Origin of the sequence: Paraburkholderia sp. 35.1 (assembly GCF_050436525.1) — a bacterium.
GTDB lineage: Bacteria > Pseudomonadota > Gammaproteobacteria > Burkholderiales > Burkholderiaceae > Paraburkholderia > Paraburkholderia tuberum.
Genome location: NZ_JBNDMJ010000002.1, coordinates 2,609,363 through 2,635,404, shown reverse-complemented (window position 1 = coordinate 2,635,404; position 26,042 = coordinate 2,609,363). Strand labels below are relative to the sequence as shown.

Here is a 26,042-nt window from a genome sequence, read left to right as displayed (position 1 = left end):
TTGATGCACAATCGGGCCTCCTTTATTGACTGTGAGGCACGATGACTTCACTTTCCCTGGGTTCTTATCATGAGGTCCGTGAAAGGCGGCACGGACATTTCTTCTCGGTCAGCCTTTACAGATCGTTCAACCTTCACATCAGGTCTCGCTGGTTGTTTGACGTGGATCGGTGGTTCCATTTTGCATTGCCGGCGAGCACAGCCCGCGAAGCGCACGATGACATTGTGCAGGGCATGGAGGAAGCGCGCGCGGCGTGGCTGCAACATAGCCCATCCGTGCTGCTGTCGCACCAGCCATACGAGTTACGCGATATGCTCGGCCGGAGTGACAACCGCTTTCATATGTACAGGATGAAAGACGATGAGGTTGCCAAAGCCCTCTACAACGAAGTGAAGGACGGTAGCCTGATCTTCGTCCCTGAGCGGGACGAGATGCGCAAGTGCGTGCAGGCGATACGGGAGCAGCGGGAAAAGGCGTCCCGGACAGCGTCCGCGCGCGCGCAACAACCGGCCGACGCGGACATGCTAAGTTCGCTCTATGGCAACAGCCCCCGGGTGCCGCAGAATGCCGGTACGCCGTCGTATTCTCCCCGTGTTGGTTCGTTAGGCGAAGCTCAGCCGTTCGAGTACAGCGAGGACATTCCCACGGGCGGTGAAATGCAAACGGCATGGCTTCCCTCAGAAGGAGGGTCACCTAACCAATGGGTCGAAAACACATCGGGCAAGAAACAATGGCGCTTACATGACGGAGACGGTAACGCGGCCGTCGATATTGATTTCGGTCACGATCACGGGTTTGGCGTTCCACACTCCCATAATTGGGAAAATGGCGTTAGAGATAAGGGAAATGCATTTTCGCTGCTACCTTGGTAAAGGATTTGTTTGATGGACAAACTCAAGGAATTTGGTTACTTCCACGACTGGTATATCAACGCTCTCGTGGTTCGGGATAAGCATAAACTTATTGTCATGTTGGAGGATGAAGGGAAGCGAGCAACGGCAACTTTTAGCGGAACCAGTCGCTGCACCGTTGAACATTTCAGCGTGTCCAATAACATCGTCTTTGAGATGAAGATCCTCACGCCGGGGGACACGAATTACGATCTCGCCCGCGCCATGCTCTCTAAAAGCGAGCGGTTTTCGAAGACGCCGGGGTCTCAAGTAGCGCTAGTCCTCGCAACGGCCGGCGCGGAGCTAGCTGTGGAATTTGAGACGCTCGAGATCGACGCTGAGTAGGCGATTCGACTCGTGAATCTCCGACTACGGGAATCGGCGCCTTTCGGGAAGCAGTGGCCGTGATGCTAAATGACACTGTACCCAGTGTTAAGTTCGCTCTATGGCAACAGCCCGCGCGCGCCGCAGAACCTCGGCAATGCTCAGGCGTTCAACTATCAGCCAGATGCCGTGAGTGACGATGTGCAGGACATTGCGGCGCGCGGAGTGAGCGATTTTCACGAGACCGAATGCTTCGCGCAGTACGAACGGGACATAGACCATAGCGTTATACACATCTCGCTGCGGCAGCCGCCCGCGCCAGCAAGCCGTTTACATTCAATGACTTGAAAGCCGTGCTTGTAAACTTTGGCCGGATCGCGTCTACTCTCGTAATTTGGGCGGACGCGGTGACGAAGGCGGCACAGCAGTGGATCGAGCAGGAATTTGCGGGGCTGGACCTTGGCGACGCCCGCCTGGACAGGAGGGCAAAGAAATTGATGGAACGACTTGCGGCCAATCCGACGGCCAGTATCCCCCAGGCGTGCGATAGCTGGAGCGAGACGTGCGCGGCGTACCGATTTTTGCGCAATACGGATGTGGCCTGGGAAGCCATCCTGGAGCCGCATTGGGCGAGCACGCAGGAACGCATGCGCAGCCAGTCGGTCGTGCTGTGCATCCAGGACACCACCGAGCTTGATTTTAACGGCCAGGACATCGACGGTCTGGGGCCGTTGAACTACGAAGCAAGGCGCGGGCTGTACTTGCACCCGACCTATGCGGTGACGACCGAACGCGAACCGCTGGGCGTGCTCGATGCATGGATGTGGGCGCGCGAGGAGCTTGACGCCGATGGTGTACGTCCTGGGCCGAAAGAAAGCACGCGCTGGATCGAAGGCTACGAGCGCGTGGCGGAAATGGCGCCGGACATGCCGCACACGCGACTGGTGTACGTGGCCGACCGCGAGGCGGACATGGTGGAAATGATGCGCCGGGCGCACGAACTGGGCACGCCAGCGGACTGGCTGGTGCGCGCCCAACATGACCGCTGCCTGCCCGGCGGTGACGGCGCCAGGCTGTGGGCGAGTACAACCAGCGCTGAGCCCTTGGGTGAAATCACCTTCATGACCGGCGCCCGCGAGACTCAGAAGAGCCGCACCGTACGCCAGCAACTGTGGGCTCGCGAAGTCGAGATAGTGGACGGCGAACGCGGCAAGCTCAAGGTTCACTGCGTAATCGCACGCGAAGTGGGGGCGCCCGCTGGCATCAAGCCGATTGAGTGGCGTTTGCTGACCAACCGAGCCGTCGCAACCCAGGAAGACGCGGTCGAACTGATCAATTGGTACCGGGCCCGATGGGAAATCGAAATCTATTTCCATGTGCTCAAGAACGGCTGCGAAGTCGAGACCCTGCAATTGGCCGCTGTCGACCGGATCGAGCGTGCGCTGGCCTTGTTCCTGGTAGTGGCATGGCGTGTGACGTATCTGATGCGCAAAGGCCGGACCTGTCCGGATCTGGATGCCGCCTTGTTCTTCGATCCGGACGAAATTCGTGGCGCCCACCTGCTGGCCAAAAAGAAGATGCCGACGCCGCCGCCCACTGTGAATGAGGTCGTACGGCTGATTGCGCAAATCGGTGGTTTCCTCGGCCGAAAGAGCGACGGTGAACCGGGTGCCAAGACCATCTGGCGAGGGCTCGATCAGGTACTCGCTGCCGCTGACACGCTACGCGCGCTCCGCGACGGGCTCGGCTAAGGACTTATGTATAACGCTATGGACATAGACCTGTGCAACGCACTGGCTGGCCCAATGGGCGGTACACGCGGCATCACGCTATGCAAAACGCAGGCGTTCCAGAACTATCAACAGTGCAGAGGATATTGATGGCTACTCATCCGCCGTATTCCGTGGTTCTAACCTATACAGAGGACCGTCAACGGCTCACGGTGCAAACCGTTGACCCCACCAGGCTTGCTCCGTTGCTGGCCGGGAAAATCGAAATGCCGATCCTTCTCGATGAGTACGATTTCAAACTCGACGACGAATTTGCGCGGAGGCTCGGCGTCGCAATACTCAACGTGATTGCGCTCGGTCAGCCTGACATCAAGCAGTACATGTCAGTTACGCAAGAGCCGATCGACAAGCCTTCACAGACGTAGCCCGCCGCCCGCGCACTTATGCGCTGTGCGTGCAACGGGCATTCGGGAGTTATCAAACCTACTGTTGCGCGTCCGGCGCGCGCAGGGCCGCGAGCGCTTCAGGAAGTCGCGCGAGCGCTTCCGCTAGCGAACGTGCGCCGCCGAGTGGGAGAAAGCCGGCAAAGCTGTCGTCGTCATCCACCAGCAGCCCCTCGAACTGCCCAGTGCTGTCGCGATAGACGATCACGTCTGCCCGCCGCCCGCCCATCCTTGCGAGTACCGCCGCCACGACTGCTCCGGCTGCGTTGGTCTCGCTGCGGCAACCGGGCGTGTCCAGGTCGTGAATGACCGGCACGCCCGAGACGAAGCCGACCAGCGCGGAGCGCGCGCAACAACCGGCCGACGTGGACATGCTAAGGTCGCTCTATGACAACAGCCTGCGCGCGCCGGGAAACCGTAACCATCTCTACCGCCCCGCATTCAACTTGCGCCACAGCGTCGTCTTGCTGATGCCCAACGCGGCGCAAGCCGCATCGCGATCACCGTCGTGAACCGCGAGCACCGCGCGGATTTCATCAGCCTCGACATGACGGCTGCGCTCGCGCAGCGTCAGCGCCGCCGGCTTCGCGCGCGCGACGGGCTCGACGACTTCCGGCGCGATCGCGCGCAGCATGTCGCGCGTGACGAGCGCCGCACTCGCATCCGTGTCCGCATCGCCATCGGCGAGTTCAACCGCGATCCGCTCGATCACGTTCTGCAACTCGCGCACATTGCCCGGCCACGCATAGCGCCGCAACGCCGCGCCCAAACCCTCCAGCATGCGAGCGGCGGTCTGCGCGTCGGGCACGCGCGCCGCCAGCCTCGGCTCGCGCGCGGCCGCCTGGCGCAACAGTTCGGCGGCGAGCGGCAGCAGGTCGTTCGGCCGCTCGCGCAGCGGCGGTAGCGCGATGCTGAGGATGTTGAGCCGGTAGTACAGATCGGTACGGAAACTGCCCTCTGTGACGGCGTCGGTCAGCGCGCGATGCGTCGCCGCGACGATGCGGATATCGACGCGCATCGGCTCCGTCGATCCGAGCCGCACCACCTCGCGCTCCTGCAACACGCGCAACAGGCGGCTTTGCAACGGCAACGGCATCTCGCCGATCTCGTCGAGAAACAGCGTGCCGCGATGCGCGACCTCGATCAGCCCCGCCTTGCCGCCCTTGCGGGCGCCGGTGAACGCGCCTTCCTCGTAGCCGAACAGTTCGCTTTCGAGCAGCGCCTCCGGAAACGCGCCGCAATTGATCGCGACGAACGCGAAGTCGCGTCGCGCGCTCAGTTGATGCATGCTCTGCGCGACCATTTCCTTGCCGGTGCCGCTTTCGCCGAGAATCAGCACGGTCGCGTCCGACCTCGCATAACGCACGACGAGCGCGCGCACCCGTTCGATCGATTCCGACGCGCCGACGATATCGTCGAGCCGGTAGCGCGCGGTGAACTGCTGCACGCGTTGACGCGCGCGCAGCGTCCGATCGAGCCGTTCGACCGCGCGCGATTCCTGAAACGTCAGCACGGTGCCCGGCGCCGCGCCGCTGCTTGCGAGCGGCCCGCGATGCACGACATAGCTGGCGCCGCGCACCGTGCAGAAGCTGTCGCCCTCCGCGTCCGGCAGACTGCCCGCGAGGTCGGGCGCGAGTTCGAGCAGCGCGCGGCCGACGGCCTTTGCCGCATCGATACCGAGCACGCCCGCGAGCCGCTGGTTCATCAGTTCGACGCGGCCTTGCGCATCGAGCGCGACCACGCCGTCGCGCAGGTGCTGCAGCAGCGTGTCGAGCCGCTGGCGTCGCACGGTTTCGCGGCGCGTCGCCTGCGCGACTTCGAGCGCGGTGTCGAAGCCGGCCCGCACCGACGCGCGCGAGTACAGAAACACCGCGCCCATGCCGGCGTTCGCGGCGAGGTCGGTGACCATGCCTGGGCCGACCACGACGTCGATGCCACGATCGCTGAGATCGAGCACGACGCTCTCCGCGTCCTGCGCCGACTGGTACGACGCGAACGTGACATCGAGCGCGTACGCGGCGGCGAACCGCCGCACTTCGTCGGGCGTGTCGCCGTGCGTGACGAGCGCGACGCGCGCGCCTTCCCGACGCGCGCGGGCGAGCGCATGCATGACGTCGTAGCCGGTCGGACTGATCCGCACGACCGGCACCGACACGCGCGTCTTCAGATACGCGCCGTTCGAGCCGCCCGCGAGCACGACGTCGGGCCGCGCGGCGCCCGCGGCCTCGATTTCGCGCACCGCGTCTTCGAAGGCGTGCGACACGATGCGAACATCCGCGCGTTCCACGTATTCGCCGGCGATGTCGAAGAACAGATCGCGCAGGCGGCTAATGCTAAGCGCCCAGACGCGCGGACGCTGCGGCGGTTCATAAAGAGACGTGCTCAAGGCGGACGGCTCGCAACGGGATGGTTGGGGACCTCCATTATGCGAGCATTCATTGCCGATTTGAAATCCGGAGTTTCATTAATGAAATCGAGCGTCGGACGGGGTCGCGTCATTGCTTCGCCGGACTCCCGCCAAATCAGGCACTTAGCTGGTGGTGAACGGGCTGGCCCGTTCCTTGCGTACAAGGCAGCCCAGTCGAAGCAATGGCCAAATTCCAACCCTTTCTGGAGACAATCGATGAGCGAAGCAGACAACAGCACGCCGAACGCAGGCGCTTTCAAACCGAAAAAATCCGTCGCGCTGTCGGGCGTGACCGCGGGCAACACCGCGCTGTGCACGGTCGGCAAGACCGGCAACGATTTGCACTATCGCGGCTATGACATTCTCGACATCGCCGAGGCGTGCGAATTCGAGGAGATCGCTTATCTGCTGGTCCACGGCAAGCTGCCGACCCAGGCCGAACTGACCGCGTACAAGACGAAGCTGAAGTCGATGCGCGGCCTGCCCGCCAACGTAAAAGCCGCACTCGAATGGATTCCGGCCGCCGCGCATCCGATGGACGTGATGCGCACCGGCGTGTCGGTGCTCGGCACCGTGCTGCCCGAGAAGGACGATCACAACCTGCCCGGCGCGCGCGATATCGCCGACAAGCTGATGGCCTCGCTCGGCTCGATGCTGCTGTACTGGTATCACTACTCGCACAACGGCAAGCGCATCGAGGTCGAAACCGACGACGATTCGATCGGCGGGCATTTCCTGCATCTGCTGCATGGCGTCGAGCCGTCGAAGGCGTGGGTCGATGCGATGCACGTGTCGCTGAACCTGTACGCGGAGCACGAGTTCAACGCGTCGACGTTCACCGGCCGCGTGATCGCGGGCACGGGCTCGGACATGTACTCGGCGATCACCGGCGCGATCGGCGCGCTGCGCGGCCCGAAACACGGCGGCGCCAATGAAGCCGCGTTCGAAATCCAGTCGCGCTACCAGACGCCTGACGAAGCCGAAGCCGACATCCGCCGCCGCGTCGAGAACAAGGAAGTCGTGATCGGCTTTGGCCATCCGGTCTACACGATCTCGGACCCGCGCAACAAGATCATCAAGGAAGTCGCGAAGAAGCTGTCGAAGGAAGCGGGCAACACGAAGCTGTTCTCGATCGCCGAACGGCTCGAATCGGTCATGTGGGACGCGAAGAAGATGTTCCCGAACCTCGACTGGTTCAGCGCGGTGTCGTATCACATGATGGGCGTGCCGACCGCGATGTTCACGCCGCTGTTCGTGATCTCGCGTACGGCAGGATGGAGCGCGCACATCATCGAGCAGCGCGTCGACAACAAGATCATTCGTCCGAGCGCGAATTACACCGGTCCGGACGATCTGCCGTTCGTGCCGCTGGCGAAGCGCGTTTGAGCTGAGGCCGCGAGCTAAACTACCCGCACTGTCCGGCCGGCGCGCGAGCGAAGCGCCGCCCGAGGCCGCCGGCATACCGTCCGGCGGCCGATAACCGTCCTGTCCCTACGTCATGAATACTGCCAACCGCAAACGCCTTCCGGGCACCGAGCTCGACTTCTTCGATACGCGTGCCGCGGTCGACAAGATCGAGCCCGGCGCCTACGACAAACTGCCGTATACGTCGCGCGTGCTCGCCGAAAACCTGGTGCGCCGCTGCGACCCGGTGACGCTGACCGCTTCGCTGCAACAGATCATCGAACGCAAGCGCGAGCTCGATTTTCCGTGGTTCCCGGCGCGCGTCGTGTGCCACGACATTCTCGGCCAGACCGCTCTCGTCGATCTGGCGGGTCTGCGCGATGCGATCGCCGCGCAAGGCGGCGATCCGGCGCTCGTGAATCCGGTGGTGCCGACGCAACTGGTCGTCGATCACTCGCTGGCCGTTGAGTGCGGCGGTTTCGATCCGGATGCGTTCGCGAAGAATCGCGCGATCGAAGATCGCCGCAACGAAGACCGCTTCGATTTCATCAACTGGACCAAGCGCGCGTTCCGCAATGTCGACGTGATTCCGCCGGGCAACGGCATCCTGCATCAGATCAACCTCGAACGCATGAGCCCGGTCGTGCAGGTGAAGGACGGTGTCGCGTTTCCCGACACGCTGGTCGGCACCGACTCGCATACGCCGATGGTCGATGCGCTCGGCGTGATCGCGATCGGCGTCGGCGGCCTCGAAGCGGAGAGCGTGATGCTCGGCCGCGCGTCGTACATGCGGCTGCCCGATATCGTCGGCGTGGAGCTGAGCGGCAAGCCGGGCGAGGGCATTACCGCGACCGACGTGGTTCTGTCGTTGACCGAGTTCTTGCGCAAAGAGAAGGTGGTCGGCGCGTACCTCGAGTTTTACGGCGAGGGCGCGGCGAATTTGACCTTGGGCGATCGCGCGACGATCGCGAACATGGCGCCCGAGTTCGGCGCGACCGCCGCGATGTTCTACATCGACGAGCAGACGATCCGCTATCTGAAGCTGACCGGCCGCGACGACGAACTCGTCAAACTCGTCGAAACGTATGCGAAGCAAACCGGCTTGTGGGCCGATACGCTGAAGCACGCCGACTACGAGCGCGTGCTCGAGTTCGATCTGTCGAGCGTGGTGCGCACGCTCGCGGGGCCGTCGAATCCGCATCGCCGCTTGCCGGTGTCGGAACTGGCCGCGCGCGGCGTCAGCGGCAAGGTCGAGAACGAGCCCGGTCTGATGCCGGACGGCGCGGTGATCATCGCCGCGATCACGAGCTGCACCAACACGAACAATCCGCGCAACATGATCGCGGCGGGCCTCGTCGCACGCAACGCGAACCGGCGTGGACTCGTGCGCAAGCCGTGGGTCAAGAGCTCGCTCGCGCCGGGCTCGAAGGCGGTCACGCTGTATCTGGAAGAGGCGGGGCTCTTGCCTGAACTCGAACAGCTCGGCTTCGGCGTGGTCGCGTATGCGTGCACGTCGTGCAACGGCATGTCCGGCGCGTTGGACCCGGTGATCCAGAAGGAGGTGATCGAGCGCGATCTGTATGCGACCGCCGTGCTGTCGGGCAACCGCAACTTCGACGGCCGGATCCACCCCTACGCCAAGCAGGCATTTCTCGCGTCGCCGCCGCTGGTCGTCGCCTATGCGATCGCGGGCACGATCCGCTTCGACATCGAGAAGGACGTGCTCGGCGTCGATGCGGACGGTCATGCGGTCACGCTGAAAGATCTGTGGCCGTCGGATGCGGAGATCGATGCGATCGTCGCCGCGAGCGTGAAGCCCGAGCAATTCCGCAAAGTGTATGAACCGATGTTCGCAGTCTCCCCCGACACCGGCGCGAAGGCCGACCCGCTGTATGACTGGCGCGAAGAAAGCACCTATATTCGCCGTCCGCCGTACTGGGAAGGCGCGCTCGCCGGCGAGCGAACGCTGAAGGGTATGCGCGCGTTGGCCGTGCTCGGCGACAACATCACGACGGACCACCTGTCGCCGTCGAACGCGATTCTGCCGGACAGCGCGGCCGGCGAATACCTGACGAAAATGGGCCTGCCCGAAGAGGACTTCAATTCGTACGCGACGCACCGCGGCGATCACTTGACCGCGCAGCGCGCGACCTTCGCGAACCCGACGCTGAAGAACGAGATGGTGCTGGAGAATGGCCAGGTGAAGGCCGGTTCGCTCGCGCGCATCGAGCCCGAGGGCAAGGTCACGCGCATGTGGGAAGCGATCGAAACGTATATGGAGCGCAAGCAGCCGCTGATCGTGATCGCGGGCGCCGACTATGGCCAGGGGTCGTCACGCGACTGGGCCGCGAAGGGCGTGCGGCTGGCCGGCACCGAAGCGATCGTCGCGGAAGGCTTCGAGCGGATTCACCGCACGAACCTCGTCGGCATGGGCGTGTTGCCGCTCGAATTCAAGCCGGGCGTGAATCGCCTGACGCTCGGCATCGACGGCACCGAGACGTTCGATGTGATCGGCGAGCGCAAGCCGCGCGCCGATCTGACGCTGGTGATTCATCGCCGCAACGGCGAGCGCGTCGAAGTGCCGGTGACGTGCCGGCTCGATACGGCCGAAGAGGGGTCGATCTACGAAGCCGGTGGCGTGCTGCAGCGTTTCGCGCAGGACTTTCTCGAGTCGACCAGAGCAGCGGCTTGACGGGTAGACGCGCGTTTGCAGTGAACGTCGCAACAGACCAGGGCGATGCGGCTTGACGAGCCGCATCGCCCTTCATCAAAGAACATGTCACCTCAGGACACCTTCATGGCCCACCTTCCCCAGATCAAGATTCCGGCCACCTATATGCGCGGGGGCACCAGCAAGGGCGTGTTTTTCCGTCTGCAGGATCTGCCCGAGGCCGCGCAGCGACCGGGCGCCGCGCGCGACGCGCTGCTGATGCGCGTGATCGGCAGTCCCGATCCGTACGGCAAGCAGATCGACGGCATGGGCGGCGCGACGTCGAGCACCAGCAAGACCGTGATCATTTCGCGCAGCAGCCGGCCCGATCACGACATCGACTATCTGTTCGGGCAGGTGTCGATCGACAAGGCGTTCGTCGACTGGAGCGGCAATTGCGGCAACCTGTCGGCCGCGGTGGGACCGTTCGCGATCAGCGCGGGCCTCGTCGAGGCGGGCCGCGTGCCGCGTGACGGCGTCGCGATCGTGCGCATCTGGCAGGCCAATATCGGCAAGACGATCATCGCGCACGTGCCGATGAGCGATGGCGCGGTGCAGGAAACCGGCGACTTCGAACTCGACGGCGTGACCTTCCCGGCCGCCGAAGTGCCGCTCGAATTCATGGACCCGGCCGCCGACGAAGAAGGCGCGGGCGGCGCGATGTTCCCGACCGGCAACCTCGTCGACGACCTGGAGGTGCCGGGCGTCGGTACGTTGAAGGCGACCATGATCAACGCGGGCATCCCGACGATCTTCGTCGCCGCCGAGGCGATCGGCTACAAGGGCACCGAGTTGCAGGACGCGATCAACAGCGACGCGAAGGCGCTCGCGATGTTCGAGACGATTCGCGCGCATGGCGCGCTGCGCATGGGGCTCATCAAGCATCTCGACGAGATCGCGACGCGGCAGCACACGCCGAAGGTCGCGTTCGTCGCAAAGCCGGTCGATTACGTGGCGTCGAGCGGCAAGCCGGTGCGCGCGGGCGACGTCGATCTGCTGGTGCGCGCGATGTCGATGGGCAAGCTGCATCACGCGATGATGGGCACGGCGGCGGTCGCGATCGGCGCCGCGGCGGCGATCGCGGGCACGCTCGTCAATCAGGCGGCGGGCGGCGGCGAGCGTGAGTCGGTGCGCTTCGGGCATCCGTCGGGCACGTTGCGCGTCGGCGCGCAGGCGAGTCGGAAGGACGGCGAGTGGGTCGTCACGAAAGCGATCATGAGCCGCAGCGCGCGCGTGTTGATGGAGGGGTGGGTCAGGGTGCCGCAGCAGGGCTGAGGCGGCGCCGATGTCGGCCAACGTCAGCAGCACGGAAGGCTACGTAGAGCAGGCCGCAGCGCTCGCGGCGATGGGGGCATACGGTGCTCGCGGTCTACAATGGCCGCTCCGGCCGCGCTCCCATAACCACTCCCCAGCGGCCGACTCAGTCCCGACGCAGAGGAGCCACGATGCAGAACAGGCTGGACGCCGACGCAACGAAGTCCGGCGACGCGGCGCACGACATCGCGCGCGCGAGACGCGCTGTGCTCGTGATCGCGATTGCGCAATTGCTCGGTACGTCGTTGTGGTTCAGCGCGAACGGCGCGATGCGCGATCTGCAGATCGCCTGGCATCTGAGCGCGTCCGGTATCGGCTGGCTGACGAATGCAGTGCAGGCTGGCTTTATCGTCGGGACCTTGCTGTCGGCGACCACCGGACTCGCGGATCGCGTGTCGGCGAGCAAGGTGTTCGCCGTCTGCGGCGTGCTCGGCGCGACCTTGAATGCGCTGTTCGCGCTGTGCAGCAGCGGGCTCGCGTCGGCGCTCGTGTTTCGCTTCGGCGTGGGCGTCGCGCTTGCCGGCATCTATCCGCTCGGCATGAAGCTGCTCGTTACGTGGGACCCGCGCCGCGCCGCGCAGACGCTCGCGTTGCTCGTTGCGATGCTGACGCTCGGCACGGCGTCGGTGCATGCGATTCGTGCGTTGCTGTCGAGCGTGCCGTGGCAAACCGTGGTGCTCACTTCGTCGGGACTCGCGGTGATCGGCGCGCTGCTGGTGTTCGTGCTCGGCGAAGGGCCGCACGCGCGGCGCTCGGGCAGCCGACGCTTCGGTTTGTCGGCGGGCGTCGGGCAGGTCGTGCGCATCAGCGAGTTTCGCTCGGCCGCGCTCGGCTATTTCGGTCACATGTGGGAGTTGTACGCGTTCTGGACGCTGACGCCGCTGCTCGTGCAGCGCGCATTCGCGAGCGGGGCGCCGGCGGCGCCGGGCACCGTCGCGTTGTGGTCGTTCCTGATCATCGCGATCGGTGCGCTCGGCTGCCTGTTCGGCGGCAGACTCAGCCAGGTGGTCGGCAGCGCGCGTACCGCCGCTCTCGCGCTGACGATCTCGGGCACGCTGTGCGCGATTTATCCGCTGACCACGGGGCTCGGCACCGCCGCGCAGCTCGGGTTACTACTCGTGTGGGGCATCAGCGTGATCGCCGATTCGCCGCAGTTTTCGGCGCTGTCCGTGAAGGCCTGTCCCGCCGACAAGATCGGCGGCGCGCTGACGCTGCAGAACAGCTTCGGCTTTTTCCTGTCCGCCTGCTCGATCCTGTGGTCGACCAGCGTATTTCACGCGCTCGACGTGCGCGTCGCATGGCTGCTGCTGCCTGGGCCGATCATCGGTCTGATCGCGATGACGCCACTGTTGCGCAAGCAGCCACGCTGGTGATGCTCGCGCTGCGTTACTTGCCGCCGTGCTTTTCCTGCCAGCGCTGCATGAACGCGATCTCGTCATGCTGCGCCTTGATGATGTTGCGCGCGAGCCGCTTGATCTCCGGGTCCTTGCCGTATTTCAACTCCGCCTGCGCCATCTCGATCGCGCCCTGGTGATGCGGGATCATGTGCGCGACGATCCCGGTCGGCGTCGCCGGTGTATTCGGGGGCGCTCATCTCATGCATCATGCGCTCGTCGGCGGCCTTGAAGGCTTGCGTCGATGCGCCCGCGTCGGTATGCGCCGAATCCGGCATGTCCATGCCGGGCATGCCCTGATGTTGCGCGTGAGCGGGCAGAGCCGCCGCCGCGAATGCCAAACCGCCGAACACACAGAGAGCGCGCAACGCGCGAAGGTTTTTCAGATTGGTTTTCCGTTGTTGAAGAGTGTGGCGACGTGATCCGCGCGATTCTAACGGTCACGTCGGACATCGTGGAGCCTCCTGCCGTGGTAAGGTCAAGCGGAGGCAAAGCAACGCACGCCTATAATGAAACGCGACTGGATGACCAAGCCAGCATCATTGGCAGCATCACTCACTCAACGAGGCTGACAGCATGTACATCGCGATGAACCGCTTCAAAGTGGCGCCCGGCTCCGAGGACGCCTTCGAACATCTGTGGACCACGCGCGACACCCATCTGAAAGAGGTGCCGGGCTTCGTCGAATTTCATTTGCTGAAGGGACCGCGCAAGGACGATCACGTCCTCTATTCGAGCCATACGATCTGGCGCGACCATGGATCGTTCGAGGCATGGACGAAGTCCGACGCGTTTCGTGCCGCGCATCGAAGTGCCGGTAACGAAAACCGCGTGTTGTATCTCGGCCACCCGGAATTCGAAGGCTTCGAAGTCATCCAGACCGTCAAATAGCGCGGTCTCGCGCGGGCATGGCGCATACACATCCGACGCGCATCGCGCGTGGACATCGAGCTGCTTACGGCAGCGCACCACTCACCAAGGATCGAAAACATGAAAGCCGTCAGAATCGGTTCTCCCGCCACAGTCGATAGCCTGCAGGTCGTCGATCTCGCCGATCCCGGTCAGCCCGAGGCCGGGCAGATTCGCGTGCGCATTCGCGCTAGTTCGTTGAACTACCACGACTACGGCGTCGTCTGCGGCAATCTGCCGGCCGAAGCGGGCCGCATCCCGATGGCCGATGGCGCGGGCGTCGTCGAAGCGGTCGGCGCAGGCGTGCGCGAATTCAAGGCCGGCGATCACGTCGTGTCCTGCTTCTTCCCACACTGGGAAAACGGTTCGCCCGCGATCGGCGATTTTGCGACCACCCCCGGCGACGGCGTCGACGGCTACGCGCGCGAAGTCGTCGTGCTGCCGAGCCACTACTTCACGCGCGCGCCGGCCGGCTACAGCCACGCCGAAGCCGCGACGCTGACCACGGCGGGGCTGACCGCGTGGCGCGCGCTGGTCGTCGACGGTCAGTTGAAGGCAGGCAGCAGCGTGCTCGTGCTCGGCACCGGCGGCGTGTCGATCTTCGGCTTGCAGATGGCGAGGGCGATGGGGGCGTCGGTGATCGCGACGTCGTCGTCGAATGCGAAGCTCGCGAAGCTGCGCGAACTGGGTGCCGACCATACGATCAACTATCGCGACAATCCCGAGTGGGGCAAAGAAGTGCGTCACATCACCAACGGGCGCGGTGTCGATCACGTAGTCGAGGTGGGTGGTCCCGGCACGCTGCCGCAGTCGATCACCGCATGCCGCATCGGCGGGCACATCGCGCTGATCGGCGTGCTGACCGGCCGCGCGGGTCCGGTGCCGACCGCGCATCTGATGGCGCGGCAACAGCGTCTGCAAGGGCTGATCGTCGGCAGCCGGCAGGATCAGATCGACATGGTGCGCGCGCTCGAGACCACGGGCATCAAGCCGGTGATCGACAGCACGTTCGCGCTGGACAAGCTCGCCGACGCGTTCCGGCACGAGGCATCGGGTGCGCACTTCGGCAAGATTTGTGTGGCGATCTGAGGATTCAACGCTCGCGCCCGGCCCGCATGACCCGCGCGATCGCTAGGGCCTGTTCACGCTAATAACGGGCTTGCGAACGTGCCTTTCCGCCCGTAGTGCAAGGAGAGAGGAGCGCCGTTTGGCCGAGCCAAACAAGCGACGACCGACGCCGCAATACGGGCGCAAAGGCACGTTCCCCTGTTTTAAAAAAACCTTCAAAGGGCTGGCCGCCAGAAGGGCCGATCGCCGCGTCATGCTCCTTGCGAATACGTCGAGTATTCGTTGCGTCGCAATCCTTGCGCTCGGCCCTTCTGGCGGCCAGCGCAAGCCCGTTATTAGCGTGAACAGGCCCTAGCTCAAATGCCCCTCGCGAGGTCCGCGAAACAGACACCCGTCGCCTCGCAGGCCTGCGTGAACCCTTCGTCGTAACTCGTGAAAAACACCGTGCGCGTCGTGCCGAGCGTTCTGAACAGCTCGGCGAGCACCGCGCGCGCTGACGCGTCGAGTCCGCCGGCCGGTTCGTCGGCGATCAGCACGCGGGTTTCGCCGAGCGCGGCCGCCGTCAGAAACACCTTTTTGCGGCTGCCATACGACATCTGCTCGAAACGTTTGTCCAGATGCGGCGCGAGGCCGAAGCGTTCGGCGAGCGCGAGCACGTCGTCGGTCAGCGCGGTGTGCCGCGCCGCCGCAACCTGCCGCAGATAATCGCGGCAGGTCTGATCGGGCCAGCTCATGCTGTCTTCCGGCACATACGTGAGCAGCGCTTGCGCGGCATCCGGCGCGGCGCGCAGCGAATGACCGCCGAGCCATACGTCGCCGGTGTCGGGTTCGAGCGCGCCGGCGAGGATGGCGAGCAACGTCGATTTGCCGCTGCCGGATTCATCGTTCAACGCGACGCAGCCGGACGTCGCGTCGAAGTGCAGTCCTTCGAACAGGACGCGGTCGCTATAGCGCTTGCTGAGGTTGTCGAATCGAAGCATGGGTTGACGCGCAGAGGGCGATGTGAACGCGGCGCAGGATTGCGCCACGCCTCGTGCATGCCGTGCGGGATCTTCGGCACGGCAATTTCGCGCCAGTGTAGCAGCGCGCGCCTGGTTCCTTCGCGCCGTTACGCAGACGTCGGCGTGTCCAGAAAGAACTCCACCATCCGATCACACACGCGTTCGAACATCTGCGTGCCCGTCACGGTCGGGCAACCACGCGCGCGTGCCGCTTCGATCAGCGGCGTAAGTGGCGGTTTCGTTACGACATCGCCGACAAAAGTCGTGGCCGGCAAGCGCGCGACGTCGATCGGCAACGAATCGCCCGCGCGCATGCCGAGCGGCGACGCGTTGACGACCACGTCATACGGACTCGGGTCGAGGTCGGCCGTCGCACCGCGCGCCGTGCCTCGGCCGAGCGCATTGAGCCGTGCGGTCAGCGAGCCGGTGCGTTCGACGTCGTTGTCGCGCACGTCGAGCGAGCCGACGCCGCGCTGAATCAGCGCATGGCCGATCGCCGAGCCTGCGCCGCCCGCGCCGACCAGCAGCGCGCGCTTGCCCCGTAGTTCGCAGCCCGCCGCGACGAGCGCCGCAACGAAGCCGGTGCCGTCGAACATGCCGCCATGCCAGCCGCTGTCGGCGTTGCGGCGCAGCGTGTTGACCGCGCCAAGGAACGCGGCTTCTTCGGCGAGCGTCGCGCAATAGCTCGCCGCGGTGAATTTGTGCGGCACCGTGATGATCACGCCGTCGACGTTGCGCATCGGCGCGATGCCCGCGAAAAAAGCCGGCAGATCGGCTGGCGCGACGTGCGCGGGCGCCACCAGCGCATCGCGGCCGGCCGAACGCAACGCGGCGGTCACGCCGGACGGCGAGCGCACCTGCGCAATCGGATCGCCGACGATGAAATACACGCGCGTCGCGCCGCTCAGACCCGCGTCGAGCGACGCCGCGAAGGAAGGGTTTTCAGCCCGCTGCATGATCGAATCTCCTGAGTGCAGCATAGGAAAGAACCGTCGATGCCGCTCGGCGCCGGCGCCCAAAAGCAGAACCTGAGAGAAAGTGTCGATGATGCGAACGGGTCCGTAGAGAGCCGTCGCTCATCCTGCCAGCTGATTCCAAAATCCTGACTTAATCGTGGCCTATTTTCAGATCATTTAGGTCCGTCTAATCACGTTTTGTCAGTAATTGTGACTGATTTTAATTGGGGTGCGGTTAGATATAGACATTAAAAACACGCGCTGCTTTTTACGCTGATAAACTGTGCGCGGAGTCAAGGCGGCGACGCCCTACGCGCGCTTGCCGCGTAACCTTCCGGCGTGTCGATGGTCGGATAGATGGTACAAATAGGCCTTTTCCGCGGCTTTGACAGACGCGTGCCGCCGGCATACTACCTTCGGCTAATGCGGCTCACCGGGATGCACAGATCGTCGTCCTTCTGAATTGTCCTTTGAGCCTCGCCGTGTGGCGCTTCGCCCCCAGCCGATTTTCCGCAGACTCCGCCTTCCGATTTCGACAGGTAAGTTTGACAGAAAGCTTGATTAAGTAAGGGCTTGTTCAAGTCCGCATTTTGGAAATGACTCATGAAGCCGGGAAATAATTCGCTTGGGAAAAAGCGCGCACGCAAAATTGCGGTGGCGGCTGTGGCGGTGCTGATCGCGGTGTTGGTCGGTTGGGGCGTCTGGTATATCCAGCATCGCGCCGAGCCGCAGGCGCCGGCGCTGAGCGGCATTGCGAGCCAGATGCGTCACGATGCATCCGCGTGGACGCATGCGGAGAAGGATGCGTCGACGATGCTGCGTGACATTCACGACACCAACGTCGCGGCGATCGGCGTGAGTCCCAACGCGATTCTGGTGTCGCTGCGTGACGGCTCGAAGTACTTCGTCACCGATCACAACGCAACCTTCTCGCACGCGCTGCTGCTGGGCGAGCGCTCCGACGCCGCCGCGTATCAGCTCGTATGGCTGCCCGACGTCGATATCCACAGCGACGGCGCACGCTGGACCCAGCTGTTCGACCAGTTCCGCGACGCGCTGAGCGTGCTGCTGCCGCTCGTGCTGATCGGCGGCATGGCGTGGTTCATGCGACGCGAGATGAAGGGCGGCGCGAAGCTGCTCAGCGAAACACCGACGCTGCGTTTCGACGACGTGATCGGCGCGAACGAAGCGAAGGCCGCGCTCGCCGACATTCGCGGTTACCTGTCCGATCCGAAGCAGTTCTCGTCGCTGGGCGTGCGTGCGCCGTGCGGCATCCTGATGGTCGGCGCGCCCGGCGTCGGCAAGACGCGGCTCGCTCAGGCGTTGGCCGGCGAATGCGGCGCGAACTTCATTTCGATCACGGGCAGCTATTTCAGCGCGAAGTACTACGGTGTCGGTATCCAGAAGGTGCGGCACCTGTTCGAACTCGCGCGCAAGAATGCGCCGACGGTCATCTTCATCGACGAAGCGGACGGTCTCGCGAAACGAACCGACACCGGCGGTGGTCCGGTCGAAGCCGAAAGCAACCGGATCATCAACCAGCTGCTCGCGGAGATGGACGGCTTCGAGTCGAACGAGGGCGTGATCGTCGTGGCCGCGACCAACCATCCCGACAATCTCGACGAAGCATTGCGCCGCCCCGGCCGTTTCGATCGCACGGTGCAGGTGCGTCTGCCGGATCGCGAAGACCGCGCCAAGATTTTCCGTTTCTACGCGCAGCGGCTGAAGTCGAAAGCGGCGGATATCGACTACGACCAGCTCGCGCGTTTGACGACTGGACTGTCGCCGGCCACCGTCGCGATGGTCGTGAATCAGGCAGGGCTGATCGCGCGCAAGGCGGGCGATAACGAAATCGCCGCGAAGCACTTCATGGAAGCGATCAAGATCGCGCGCATCGGCGACGTGAGCGGCGCCGAGCGCGCGCTCACCGAGGACGAGCGCAGGCGCATCGCGGTGCATGAGGCGGGTCATGGTCTGGTCGCGGCGCTGCTTGGCACCGGCGTGCTCGAGGAAGTGACGATTCTGCCGCGTGGCGGCGCGCTTGGCGTCGCGCTGATCACGAAAGCGCAGGACAAGCACCTGTACCGCGAAACGGAAATCCGCAACGAGATCCAGGTGCTGCTCGGCGGACGCAACGCGGAGATTCTGATGTTCTCCGAAGCATCGAGCGGCGCCGCGTCGGACTTGCAGGAGGCCTCGCGTATCAGCCTCGACATGGTGTCGAAGTTCGGCTTCAACAGCGACGGCGATCTGTTCAGTCTCGCGGCGCTGCCGTCGCAGTATGCGGGCCTGCAACTGAAGAGCGCAATCGAGCATGCGAACGTGCTGCTCAAGGAGCTCAACGAACTTTGCTACGGGCTACTGCACGCGTACGAGCCGGTACTGCGCGACATTTCGGACCAGTTGCTCGAGCACGAGACCGTACCCGGGGACACCGTTTATCGGTTCATCGCCGAGCACAAGAGCACGCTCAAGATCGTGCACGAGCCTGCGGCGGCTTGACGAGCCTGATGATGCGCTACGCGAAGTCCGACGATCCCGGGTCGGTCGGGTGGTGAGGCCGAATGATAGCGTGAGGCGCGTGGCCGGATAGATCGGCGACCTGGTTCGATCTTTCAGGCTACGTCGGAAGCGACGTTCTCCGCCGCTTTCAATACCGATTCGCCGCGCGTCTTCACTCGCAAAATCGGCGCCTCGATCAACCGCCACGACAGCACCGCAATGCCAAGCGAAATCGCAAACGATGCGACGATGCCAAGCATGTGTGCCCACATCGGCACGGTGCCGCCAAACAACGCCTCGGCGTGACGGTTACGCGTCAGATCGGGGATCAGGTTGTGATACAGATAGAAGCCGTAACTGATACGCCCAAGACCGGCGAGCCAACGCATCTGTAGCAGCCCCATCACGGCAGCATTGCGGCAACACGCGATCGAAGCCACCAGCGCCGCGATACCGATCCCGTACGTTGCGCTGATCGCGGTAAACAGTAAGGGATCGTCGAGCATGTTCCACCTCGGCTCGGCCGCGCACAAACCGATCACGACCAGACTCAGCGCGAACAGCGTCAGGCCATGACCGAGCCAGGCACGCACGCGGCCGCGATCGTCCTCGATCACCAGACCACCGATGCCGCCCAACGCGAGCAACCAGACATTGCTCAACGGGTGCGTATAGATCGTGATCTCATCCCAATGCGCGGCGCGCATCGCGAACAGCGCGGCAAGGCCGAGCGCCACGATCGCCCAACATGCCGCTCGATGTCGCCGCGTCGCGAGCAGCAGCAAAAACGGCGCAACGACGAGATAGAACTGCTCCTCGATCGCGAGGCTCCACAAGTGCGAATAGCGGCCCGGCCAGTAACGCAGCACCGAGCCGATCCAGAAGTTGGACAGATACGCGAAGTGAAACGGCATGCCGCTCGCCAGTTCCGGATTCGCGAGGCCGAATGCCATCAGCACGCACATCACGACGAGCATCAGGTAATAGATCGGAAAGATGCGCACCGTGCGACGAAACAGAAAGCGCCCGAGTTCGGTGCGGAAACAGCTGTCGCCCTCTTCGATGCGCGCGCGCCGCGACGACAGGATGCCGATGATCAGAAAGCCGCTCAGCGCAAAGAAGATCCACACGCCGAGATGCCCGATTTCGCCGATGTCGCCGAAGAGTCGATGCTGCAGAAACACCATCAGCACAGCGATCGCGCGCAATCCATCGAATCCGGCAATTCTGTTTTTCATAAACCTCTATTCGCAAAGCGGCGGAAAACCACGAAAACATCGTACGGAGAAAAAATGCGAAAAAAATCGCAGCGCGCGTTCGATGATTTATTTTCGAGGCTCGCGTCCCTCCATGAAGACGGGTGTCCCTGTTTCGTGCATGAAAAGCCGCAAAACTTTCCGCGTGTTCGCTAAAGACGCGCCGAGTATTACCAGTCGCCAACGACTCCATTTCAGAAAGCCGTTGTGAAAGCGAACATTAGAGGCGGATCGTCAGCGCCTTCGCCTGCGTCATAGGTGATGCATTGAACGATCGAGTCTTTTGTCGTTCGCACAGGTCGGCACGCTGATGGGCACTGTCACGTTGCTGAGATGTTCGAGTAAGATCGCGTGATGAAGAATGAAAAATCGCTTTACCACGGTCATCGCTTTCCAGCGGCGGTCATCAGTTCCGCGGTCCGCTGGTATTTCAAGTTTCAGCTCAGCCTGCGTGATATCGAAGAGCTGCTATTCGAGCGGGGGTTATCGTCAGCTACGAAACAGCCCGACGCTGGTGCGATAAATTCGGTGCCCGTTTCGCCCACCGTGTCAAAGCGGCGCGTCGCAAGCCCGGCACGACATGGCACCTTGACGAAGTATTTGTGACGTTGCGCGGCGAGCCTTACCTGCTGTGGCGCGCTGTTGATCAATCGTGAAAAAGCGGGAGAGGGCACACGCACCCTTTCCCGCCGACCGCTTACCACTGATACGAGGCACCAATCCCGGCAGTCGTGCCACCCGCGGACATCCCAACACCCGCTTTCACCTTGATGTTGTCCTTGATACGAGCCGTACCGCCCAGTGCGATCGCCTGATAACCGTTGTAAGTCGCTGCCGCGATACCGAACGACAGTTTCTTGCCTTGATCGACTTCTGGAATCATCGTCAGCGCGGTAGCGGCGGCGATTCCCGAGTAGGCGTTCCTGGCGAGATTGTTGACCGCCTGGTTGGTCGCGTTGATACGCTGATCGGTGTAGTTGTTGGCCTGCTGAACGCCTTGTGCGACCGAGCTGTTCATCTGACCGAAATTGACTGCATCCGTGTCTGCGGTACCCGCTGCGACGTTGGTGATCTGGCGTTCGTGACCCGCTGAACCCACCGACACCGAGTTATCGCGATCCGTCACCGAGCCCTGACCCAACGCCACCGAGTTCGCATCGCCAGCCTGCGAGCCCGTGCCGATCGCCGTCGAGTTGACGCCGGTCGCCGCCGCATTGGTGCCCACTGCCACCGCGTTCTCCGCTGCGGCGCTGGCGTTTGCCCCGACCACCGTGCTGCCCGCACCGGTACCCGGCATCGCCGCATTAGCCACTGCGTCATTGTTGCGGTCCGACGACGAAACATCCGGAGTGACCGGCTGGATGTTCGACACCTGGGAACCGAGATCCTTCACCTGGCCATTGAGATCCGTCACCTGGTCCTGCAACGCCGACAGCTGGCCGTAGTTCACCGCGTCATACTGGCTCGTGCCGTTCGCCACATTGGTCAGGGTCACCGGACCTGCGCTCTGGCCTCCACCCAGCGTCACGGAACCGAAGTTCACCGAACCGTCAACGTTACGGTCGTACTGCACCGCGCCCGACAGTTGTGTTCCGACGTCGCCCACCTGGGTCTGCAGCTTCGTGATGTCCGTGGTGTTCTGCGTGACCCGGTCATCCAGGTTGGTGACGGCATCGCCTACGCTATGCACGGTCGTACCACCCACGCTGTAGCTCGGTGCGCTGATCGTGCCGTCCGCGTTCACGGTCGAGCCGCCACCCAGACCAGCGGCCACGCTCGCCGAGTTCGCATACAGCTGGCTGCCGTTGACGGCTTCCTTGCTGCCCGCTGCAATCGCACCGTCGGCAACGCCGCTCAGCGAGCGCGCGCCATCGGTGCCACCGAAGTCCACCGTCGTGCCGTCCAGGTCCCTGGCCACCGTGATGGCCTTGCTGGTCGCGTCCTGCTGCACCAGGCCGACGCTGCCGCCGTCCAGCTGCTGCGTCAGGTTCGTGACCGAGCCTTCCACGTTGGTCACGCGGCCGTCGATGGTGGTGATCGCCGTCGTGTTGGCCGCAATGCTGGCCGTGTTGGCCGTCACGTTCTGGTTGGTCGCGTGCAGCTGCGAACCGTTCACCGCTTCGGTGCTGGTGTCGCTCAGCGCACCGGCCTTCACGCCGCTCAGCGTGCGCGCGCCCTCAGTGCCACCGAAGTCCACCGTCGTGCCGTCCAGGTCCCTGGCCACCGTGATGGCCTTGCTGGTCGCGTCCTGCTGCACCAGGCCGACGCTGCCGCCGTCCAGCTGCTGCGTCAGGTTCGTGACCGAGCCTTCCACGTTGGTCACGCGGCCGTCGATGGTGGTGATCGCCGTCGTGTTGGCCGCAATGCTGGCCGTGTTGGCCGTCACGTTCTGGTTGGTCGCGTGCAGCTGCGAACCGTTCACCGCTTCGGTGCTGGTGTCGCTCAGCGCACCGGCCTTCACGCCGCTCAGCGTGCGCGCGCCCTCAGTGCCACCGAAGTCCACCGTCGTGCCGTCCAGGTCCCTGGCCACCGTGATGGTCTTGCTGGTCGCGTCCTGCTGCACCAGGCCGACGCTACCGCCGTCCAGCTGCTGCGTCAGGTTCGTGACCGAGCCTTCCACGTTGGTCACGCGGCCGTCGATGGTGGTGATCGCCGTCGTGTTGGCCGTCACGTTCTGGTTGGTCGCGTGCAGCTGCGAACCGTTCACCGTTTCGGTGCTGGTGTCGCTCAGCGCACCGGCCTTCACGCCGCTCAGCGTGCGCGCGCCCTCAGTGCCACCGAAATCCACCGTCGTGCCGTCCAGGTCCCTGGCCACCGTGATGGTCTTGCTGGTCGCGTCCTGCTGCACCAGGCCGACGCTACCGCCGTCCAGCTGCTGCGTCAGGTTCGTGACCGAGCCTTCCACGTTGGTCACGCGGCCGTCGATGGTGGTGATCGCCGTCGTGTTGGCCGTCACGTTCTGGTTGGTCGCGTGCAGCTGCGAACCGTTCACCGCTTCGGTGCTGGTGTCGCTCAGCGCACCGGCCTTCACGCCGCTCAGCGAGCGCGCGCCATCGGTGCCACCGAAGTCCACCGTCGTGCCGTCCAGGTCCCTGGCCACCGTGATGGCCTTGCTGGTCGCGTCCTGCTGCACCAGGCCGACGCTGCCGCCGTCCAGCTGCTGCGTCAGGTTCGTGACCGAGCCTTCCACGTTGGTCACGCGGCCGTCGATGGTGGTGATCGCCGTCGTGTTGGCCGTCACGTTCTGGTTGGTCGCGTGCAGCTGCGAACCGTTCACCGCTTCGGTGCTGGTGTCGCTCAGCGCACCGGCCTTCACGCCGCTCAGCGTGCGCGCGCCCTCAGTTCCACCGAAGTCCACCGTCGTGCCGTCCAGGTCCCTGGCCACCGTGATGGCCTTGCTGGTCGCGTCCTGCTGCACCAGGCCGACGCTGCCGCCGTCCAGCTGCTGCGTCAGGTTCGTGACCGAGCCTTCCACGTTGGTCACGCGGCCGTCGATGCTGGTGATCGCAGCCGTGTTGGCCGCGATGTTCGTCGCGTTGGCCGTCACGCTCAGGTTGGTCGCGTGCAACTGTGAACCGTTCACCGCGTCCGTGCTCGTCGCGCTCAGGCGGCCTGCGGCCACGTTCGTGATCGTGCGCTCGTTACCTGCGCTGCCCACGCTCACCGTGCTCGCCGGGTTCGCACCGGCGAACGCATAATCCGTCCCGCCGATGGTCGCTCCACTGGTGCCCACCGCCGCAGACGTCGTCGAGCCTGCGCCCAGCGCTACCGAGCCCTTCTCCGTTGCAGAAGCATCGGCGCCCAGTGCCGTTGCCCTATCCACGGTCGTAGCAGCGTACGCACCAAGCGCAATAGCATCTATGCCTGCCGCCTGAGCGTGCGAACCGATCGCAATGGCCCAGCCGCCTGCCGCCTGAGCGGACGTACCGATCGCAGTGGCTGAGGCGCCTGCCGCATCAGCCATTGCACCAACCGCAGTGGCGTGGTCGCCTGCCGCCTCAGCGGACGAACCGATCGCAGTTGCGACGAACCCGCTTGCAGCAGCCGCCTGACCAAGCGCAGTGGCGTAGGCGGCTGCCGCCTGAGCGTGATTACCGATTGCAGTCGAGTTTCCCCCGCTGGCCGTGGCAGAGGCGCCCAGCGCCACATCATTCGTGTTGTTCGACACCGCGCCCATACCGATCGCCACCGAATCCTGACCCACTGCCGACGAATCCTCACCCGTCGAGTTCGCGTGGAAGTACTTCGTGCCCTTCTCGTACACGTCGGTGACCTGGCCACCGATATTCGTCACCTGGTCGTCCAGGCTGGTGATCAAGTTGGTGTTCTGGTTCACCTGCTGGTTCGTGGCGTACAGCTGCGAACCGTTCACCGCTTCGGTGCTGGTGTCGCTCAGCGCACCGGCCTTCACGCCGCTCAGCGTGCGCGCGCCCTCAGTGCCACCGAAATCCACCGTCGTGCCGTCCAGATCCCTGGCCACCGTTATGTTCCGGGTCGCTGCGTCGTGCTGCACCAGACCGATCGTGCCGTCGTTCAGGCTGTTGGTGACGTTCGTGATGTCGCCACTCATCTTCGTGATGTCGGCTTTGTTGATCGCGATGTCCTTGCTGTTGTCGAGCGCGATGTTGTGGATCATCACTAGGCCATCGTTGAGGTTATCCATCAATGTGGCGTTGCGGCGCACGCTTTCGTCGATGTTGGCAAACGCGTCACCCACGTTGTTGACCGTCGTACCGCCCACGCTGTAGCTCGGCGCGCTGATCGTGCCGTCCGACTCGATCGCCGCCCCACCGCCTAGCGCATTCACCACTCCGCCGAGCTGGCTCAGATTGACGGCATCCGTACTTTGGGTACCTGCAGCCAGGTTCACAATCTGGCGTTGGCCGGTGGACGTGCCTACCGACACCGTATTCGCCCGGTCGGCCACCGAATTCACGCCCAAAGCTACGCTATTGGTCGCGGTGACCGTGCTCCCGAAACCGAGCGCCACAGAATCTGAGGCACTCACGGTTGAAGCTGGGCCGAAAGCTGCCGAGCGATCACCGTTGACAACGGCCATTTCGCCGAGCGCAATCGTGCCACCCCCGTTCGCCTCGGCTGAATCGCCGATGGCAATGGCCGAGCTACCGTCATAATTAACGTCGCCTTTAGCGTTTGCACCAGCACCAATCGCTATCGATCCAGGAGTGCTGGCAGAAGCAGCGACGGCGGTGCTGGTCGAATTGTCAATAGCAATGTTGCCATAGGCGCCAATAGGGTTCGCAACTTTAGCAGCAGCATTCCCACTGTAGCCGGCAATCACACCCAAGGCTACGCCGATGCTACCCATCACGCAGCGTGACTTGCTGCGCTTGCCGCGACGTGCAGTGTGCTCGGATGCAGCCACCCACGACCCAAGGGCTTCACTCCAGATGCTGACATAGGACTTGTTCATGACATGATTCCTTTTAAAGTTTTAAAAATAACTGAGGTATGCGAACTAATGCCAAATCGCCGTTGCCATTTCTTGCTGTTCGATATCAGCTGCAAAAACGGGGGCGATGACGATCCAGAAAGCTCATGGCCGCAGTAAGAATCGGCCAGATTTCTGCCGAGTCAATCTGGGGCAGGCCTTTGCTAAATCTCTGTAACTGGGTTCAGTCTATATTTTTGAGATTGGATAAAAATAGGACCGGTCCGAATCGGCGCGGGCCGGTATTTGAGCGCTGCAGCGCTTGAGATGGCGGCACTGCCT

Annotated in this window: 18 protein-coding genes and 2 pseudogenes; 13 read left to right on the top strand and 7 right to left on the bottom strand. The window is 63.7% G+C overall.

Annotated elements, in window-relative coordinates:
• The first annotated feature begins 41 nt into the window (after window positions 1–41).
• From OKW27_RS17940 to OKW27_RS17920, 5 genes are all read left to right on the top strand, one after another.
• The gene (locus OKW27_RS17940; RefSeq protein WP_429334275.1) at window positions 42–872 is read left to right on the top strand and encodes a hypothetical protein; all 831 of its coding nucleotides are present in this window, start codon (window positions 42–44) and stop codon (window positions 870–872) included.
• Between the two features lie 12 nt (window positions 873–884).
• Window positions 885–1,235 (top strand): hypothetical protein, encoded by a 351-nt coding sequence (locus OKW27_RS17935; RefSeq protein ID WP_429334274.1) that lies wholly within the window; start codon window positions 885–887, stop codon window positions 1,233–1,235.
• Between the two features lie 69 nt (window positions 1,236–1,304).
• Entirely contained in the window at window positions 1,305–1,562 is a 258-nt protein-coding gene (locus OKW27_RS17930) for a hypothetical protein (RefSeq protein ID WP_429334273.1), read from the top strand.
• Between the two features lie 59 nt (window positions 1,563–1,621).
• The gene (locus OKW27_RS17925) at window positions 1,622–2,965 is read left to right on the top strand and encodes an IS4 family transposase (protein ID WP_425199403.1); all 1,344 of its coding nucleotides are present in this window, start codon (window positions 1,622–1,624) and stop codon (window positions 2,963–2,965) included.
• A 128-nt stretch (window positions 2,966–3,093) separates the two neighbouring features.
• On the top strand, window positions 3,094–3,369 hold the full coding sequence (locus OKW27_RS17920) for a hypothetical protein (RefSeq protein WP_090809227.1): 276 nt from the start codon (window positions 3,094–3,096) through the stop codon (window positions 3,367–3,369).
• A gap of 58 nt (window positions 3,370–3,427) precedes the next feature.
• On the opposite strand, the gene OKW27_RS17915 is transcribed toward OKW27_RS17920, so the two are convergent.
• Window positions 3,428–3,760 carry a hypothetical protein gene (locus tag OKW27_RS17915; protein ID WP_429334272.1) on the bottom strand — a complete coding sequence of 111 codons (333 nt, stop codon included), beginning with the start codon at window positions 3,758–3,760 and terminating at the stop codon, window positions 3,428–3,430.
• Window positions 3,761–3,814: 54 nt separating this feature from the next.
• Complete coding sequence (gene prpR, locus OKW27_RS17910) at window positions 3,815–5,773, bottom strand: propionate catabolism operon regulatory protein PrpR (RefSeq protein WP_429334271.1); 1,959 nt, start codon at window positions 5,771–5,773, stop codon at window positions 3,815–3,817.
• A gap of 237 nt (window positions 5,774–6,010) precedes the next feature.
• Between prpR and prpC the strand changes: the two genes are divergently transcribed.
• The 4 genes from prpC (at window position 6,011) to OKW27_RS17890 (ending at window position 12,595) form a co-directional block, all read left to right on the top strand.
• Entirely contained in the window at window positions 6,011–7,180 is a 1,170-nt protein-coding gene (gene prpC / locus OKW27_RS17905) for a bifunctional 2-methylcitrate synthase/citrate synthase (protein ID WP_429334270.1), read from the top strand.
• A 112-nt stretch (window positions 7,181–7,292) separates the two neighbouring features.
• A complete protein-coding gene (gene acnD, locus OKW27_RS17900) occupies window positions 7,293–9,890 on the top strand; it encodes a Fe/S-dependent 2-methylisocitrate dehydratase AcnD (protein WP_429334269.1) in 2,598 nt (865 codons plus the stop codon).
• 105 nt (window positions 9,891–9,995) lie between these two features.
• Window positions 9,996–11,183 (top strand): 2-methylaconitate cis-trans isomerase PrpF, encoded by a 1,188-nt coding sequence (gene prpF / locus OKW27_RS17895; RefSeq protein WP_429334268.1) that lies wholly within the window; start codon window positions 9,996–9,998, stop codon window positions 11,181–11,183.
• A gap of 170 nt (window positions 11,184–11,353) precedes the next feature.
• Complete coding sequence (locus tag OKW27_RS17890) at window positions 11,354–12,595, top strand: MFS transporter (protein WP_090809240.1); 1,242 nt, start codon at window positions 11,354–11,356, stop codon at window positions 12,593–12,595.
• Window positions 12,596–12,608: 13 nt separating this feature from the next.
• Here OKW27_RS17890 and copM read toward each other — a convergent pair.
• Window positions 12,609–13,002, bottom strand: a pseudogene (gene copM, locus OKW27_RS17885) (CopM family metallochaperone).
• A 190-nt stretch (window positions 13,003–13,192) separates the two neighbouring features.
• Between copM and OKW27_RS17880 the strand changes: the two are divergent.
• Both OKW27_RS17880 and OKW27_RS17875 read left to right on the top strand, forming a co-directional pair.
• Window positions 13,193–13,507: an antibiotic biosynthesis monooxygenase family protein gene (locus OKW27_RS17880; RefSeq protein ID WP_018424703.1), complete on the top strand. Its 315-nt coding sequence runs from the start codon at window positions 13,193–13,195 to the stop codon at window positions 13,505–13,507.
• A 99-nt stretch (window positions 13,508–13,606) separates the two neighbouring features.
• On the top strand, window positions 13,607–14,614 hold the full coding sequence (locus OKW27_RS17875) for a zinc-dependent alcohol dehydrogenase family protein (RefSeq protein ID WP_429334267.1): 1,008 nt from the start codon (window positions 13,607–13,609) through the stop codon (window positions 14,612–14,614).
• Window positions 14,615–14,949: 335 nt separating this feature from the next.
• Here the strand turns inward: OKW27_RS17875 and OKW27_RS17870 are convergent, their stop codons facing one another.
• Together OKW27_RS17870 and OKW27_RS17865 are read right to left on the bottom strand one after the other, a co-directional pair.
• Window positions 14,950–15,573 carry an ABC transporter ATP-binding protein gene (locus OKW27_RS17870; RefSeq protein WP_429334266.1) on the bottom strand — a complete coding sequence of 208 codons (624 nt, stop codon included), beginning with the start codon at window positions 15,571–15,573 and terminating at the stop codon, window positions 14,950–14,952.
• A 128-nt stretch (window positions 15,574–15,701) separates the two neighbouring features.
• The gene (locus tag OKW27_RS17865) at window positions 15,702–16,550 is read right to left on the bottom strand and encodes a shikimate dehydrogenase family protein (RefSeq protein WP_429334265.1); all 849 of its coding nucleotides are present in this window, start codon (window positions 16,548–16,550) and stop codon (window positions 15,702–15,704) included.
• 603 nt (window positions 16,551–17,153) lie between these two features.
• Between OKW27_RS17865 and OKW27_RS17860 the strand changes: the two genes are divergently transcribed.
• Complete coding sequence (locus tag OKW27_RS17860; protein ID WP_429334264.1) at window positions 17,154–19,052, top strand: ATP-dependent metallopeptidase FtsH/Yme1/Tma family protein; 1,899 nt, start codon at window positions 17,154–17,156, stop codon at window positions 19,050–19,052.
• 113 nt (window positions 19,053–19,165) lie between these two features.
• Here the strand turns inward: OKW27_RS17860 and OKW27_RS17855 are convergent, their stop codons facing one another.
• Window positions 19,166–20,290, bottom strand: coding sequence for an acyltransferase family protein (locus OKW27_RS17855; protein WP_429334263.1), 1,125 nt, complete (start codon window positions 20,288–20,290; stop codon window positions 19,166–19,168).
• 372 nt (window positions 20,291–20,662) lie between these two features.
• On the opposite strand from OKW27_RS17855, the pseudogene OKW27_RS17850 reads away from it, so the two are divergent.
• A pseudogene (locus tag OKW27_RS17850) lies at window positions 20,663–20,958 on the top strand (IS6 family transposase); the annotation flags it as partial.
• Window positions 20,959–21,005: 47 nt separating this feature from the next.
• On the opposite strand, the gene OKW27_RS17845 reads toward OKW27_RS17850, so the two are convergent.
• Window positions 21,006–25,742 carry a YadA-like family protein gene (locus tag OKW27_RS17845; protein ID WP_429334262.1) on the bottom strand — a complete coding sequence of 1,579 codons (4,737 nt, stop codon included), beginning with the start codon at window positions 25,740–25,742 and terminating at the stop codon, window positions 21,006–21,008.
• Window positions 25,743–26,042: the final 300 nt, after the last annotated feature.

What these genes read in the sequence shown, in the direction of transcription:
- OKW27_RS17940 (WP_429334275.1), top strand. Translation starts at nt 42, where the DNA reads ATGACTTCACTTTCCCTGGGTTCTTATCATGAGGTCCGTGAAAGGCGG.
- OKW27_RS17935 (WP_429334274.1), top strand. Translation starts at nt 885, where the DNA reads ATGGACAAACTCAAGGAATTTGGTTACTTCCACGACTGGTATATCAAC.
- OKW27_RS17930 (WP_429334273.1), top strand. Translation starts at nt 1,305, where the DNA reads ATGACACTGTACCCAGTGTTAAGTTCGCTCTATGGCAACAGCCCGCGC.
- OKW27_RS17920 (WP_090809227.1), top strand. Translation starts at nt 3,094, where the DNA reads ATGGCTACTCATCCGCCGTATTCCGTGGTTCTAACCTATACAGAGGAC.
- OKW27_RS17915 (WP_429334272.1), bottom strand. Translation starts at nt 3,760, where the DNA reads ATGTCCACGTCGGCCGGTTGTTGCGCGCGCTCCGCGCTGGTCGGCTTC.
- prpC (WP_429334270.1), top strand. Translation starts at nt 6,011, where the DNA reads ATGAGCGAAGCAGACAACAGCACGCCGAACGCAGGCGCTTTCAAACCG.
- acnD (WP_429334269.1), top strand. Translation starts at nt 7,293, where the DNA reads ATGAATACTGCCAACCGCAAACGCCTTCCGGGCACCGAGCTCGACTTC.
- prpF (WP_429334268.1), top strand. Translation starts at nt 9,996, where the DNA reads ATGGCCCACCTTCCCCAGATCAAGATTCCGGCCACCTATATGCGCGGG.
- OKW27_RS17890 (WP_090809240.1), top strand. Translation starts at nt 11,354, where the DNA reads ATGCAGAACAGGCTGGACGCCGACGCAACGAAGTCCGGCGACGCGGCG.
- OKW27_RS17880 (WP_018424703.1), top strand. Translation starts at nt 13,193, where the DNA reads ATGTACATCGCGATGAACCGCTTCAAAGTGGCGCCCGGCTCCGAGGAC.
- OKW27_RS17875 (WP_429334267.1), top strand. Translation starts at nt 13,607, where the DNA reads ATGAAAGCCGTCAGAATCGGTTCTCCCGCCACAGTCGATAGCCTGCAG.
- OKW27_RS17870 (WP_429334266.1), bottom strand. Translation starts at nt 15,573, where the DNA reads ATGCTTCGATTCGACAACCTCAGCAAGCGCTATAGCGACCGCGTCCTG.
- OKW27_RS17865 (WP_429334265.1), bottom strand. Translation starts at nt 16,550, where the DNA reads ATGCAGCGGGCTGAAAACCCTTCCTTCGCGGCGTCGCTCGACGCGGGT.
- OKW27_RS17860 (WP_429334264.1), top strand. Translation starts at nt 17,154, where the DNA reads ATGAAGCCGGGAAATAATTCGCTTGGGAAAAAGCGCGCACGCAAAATT.
- OKW27_RS17855 (WP_429334263.1), bottom strand. Translation starts at nt 20,290, where the DNA reads ATGAAAAACAGAATTGCCGGATTCGATGGATTGCGCGCGATCGCTGTG.
- OKW27_RS17845 (WP_429334262.1), bottom strand. Translation starts at nt 25,742, where the DNA reads ATGAACAAGTCCTATGTCAGCATCTGGAGTGAAGCCCTTGGGTCGTGG.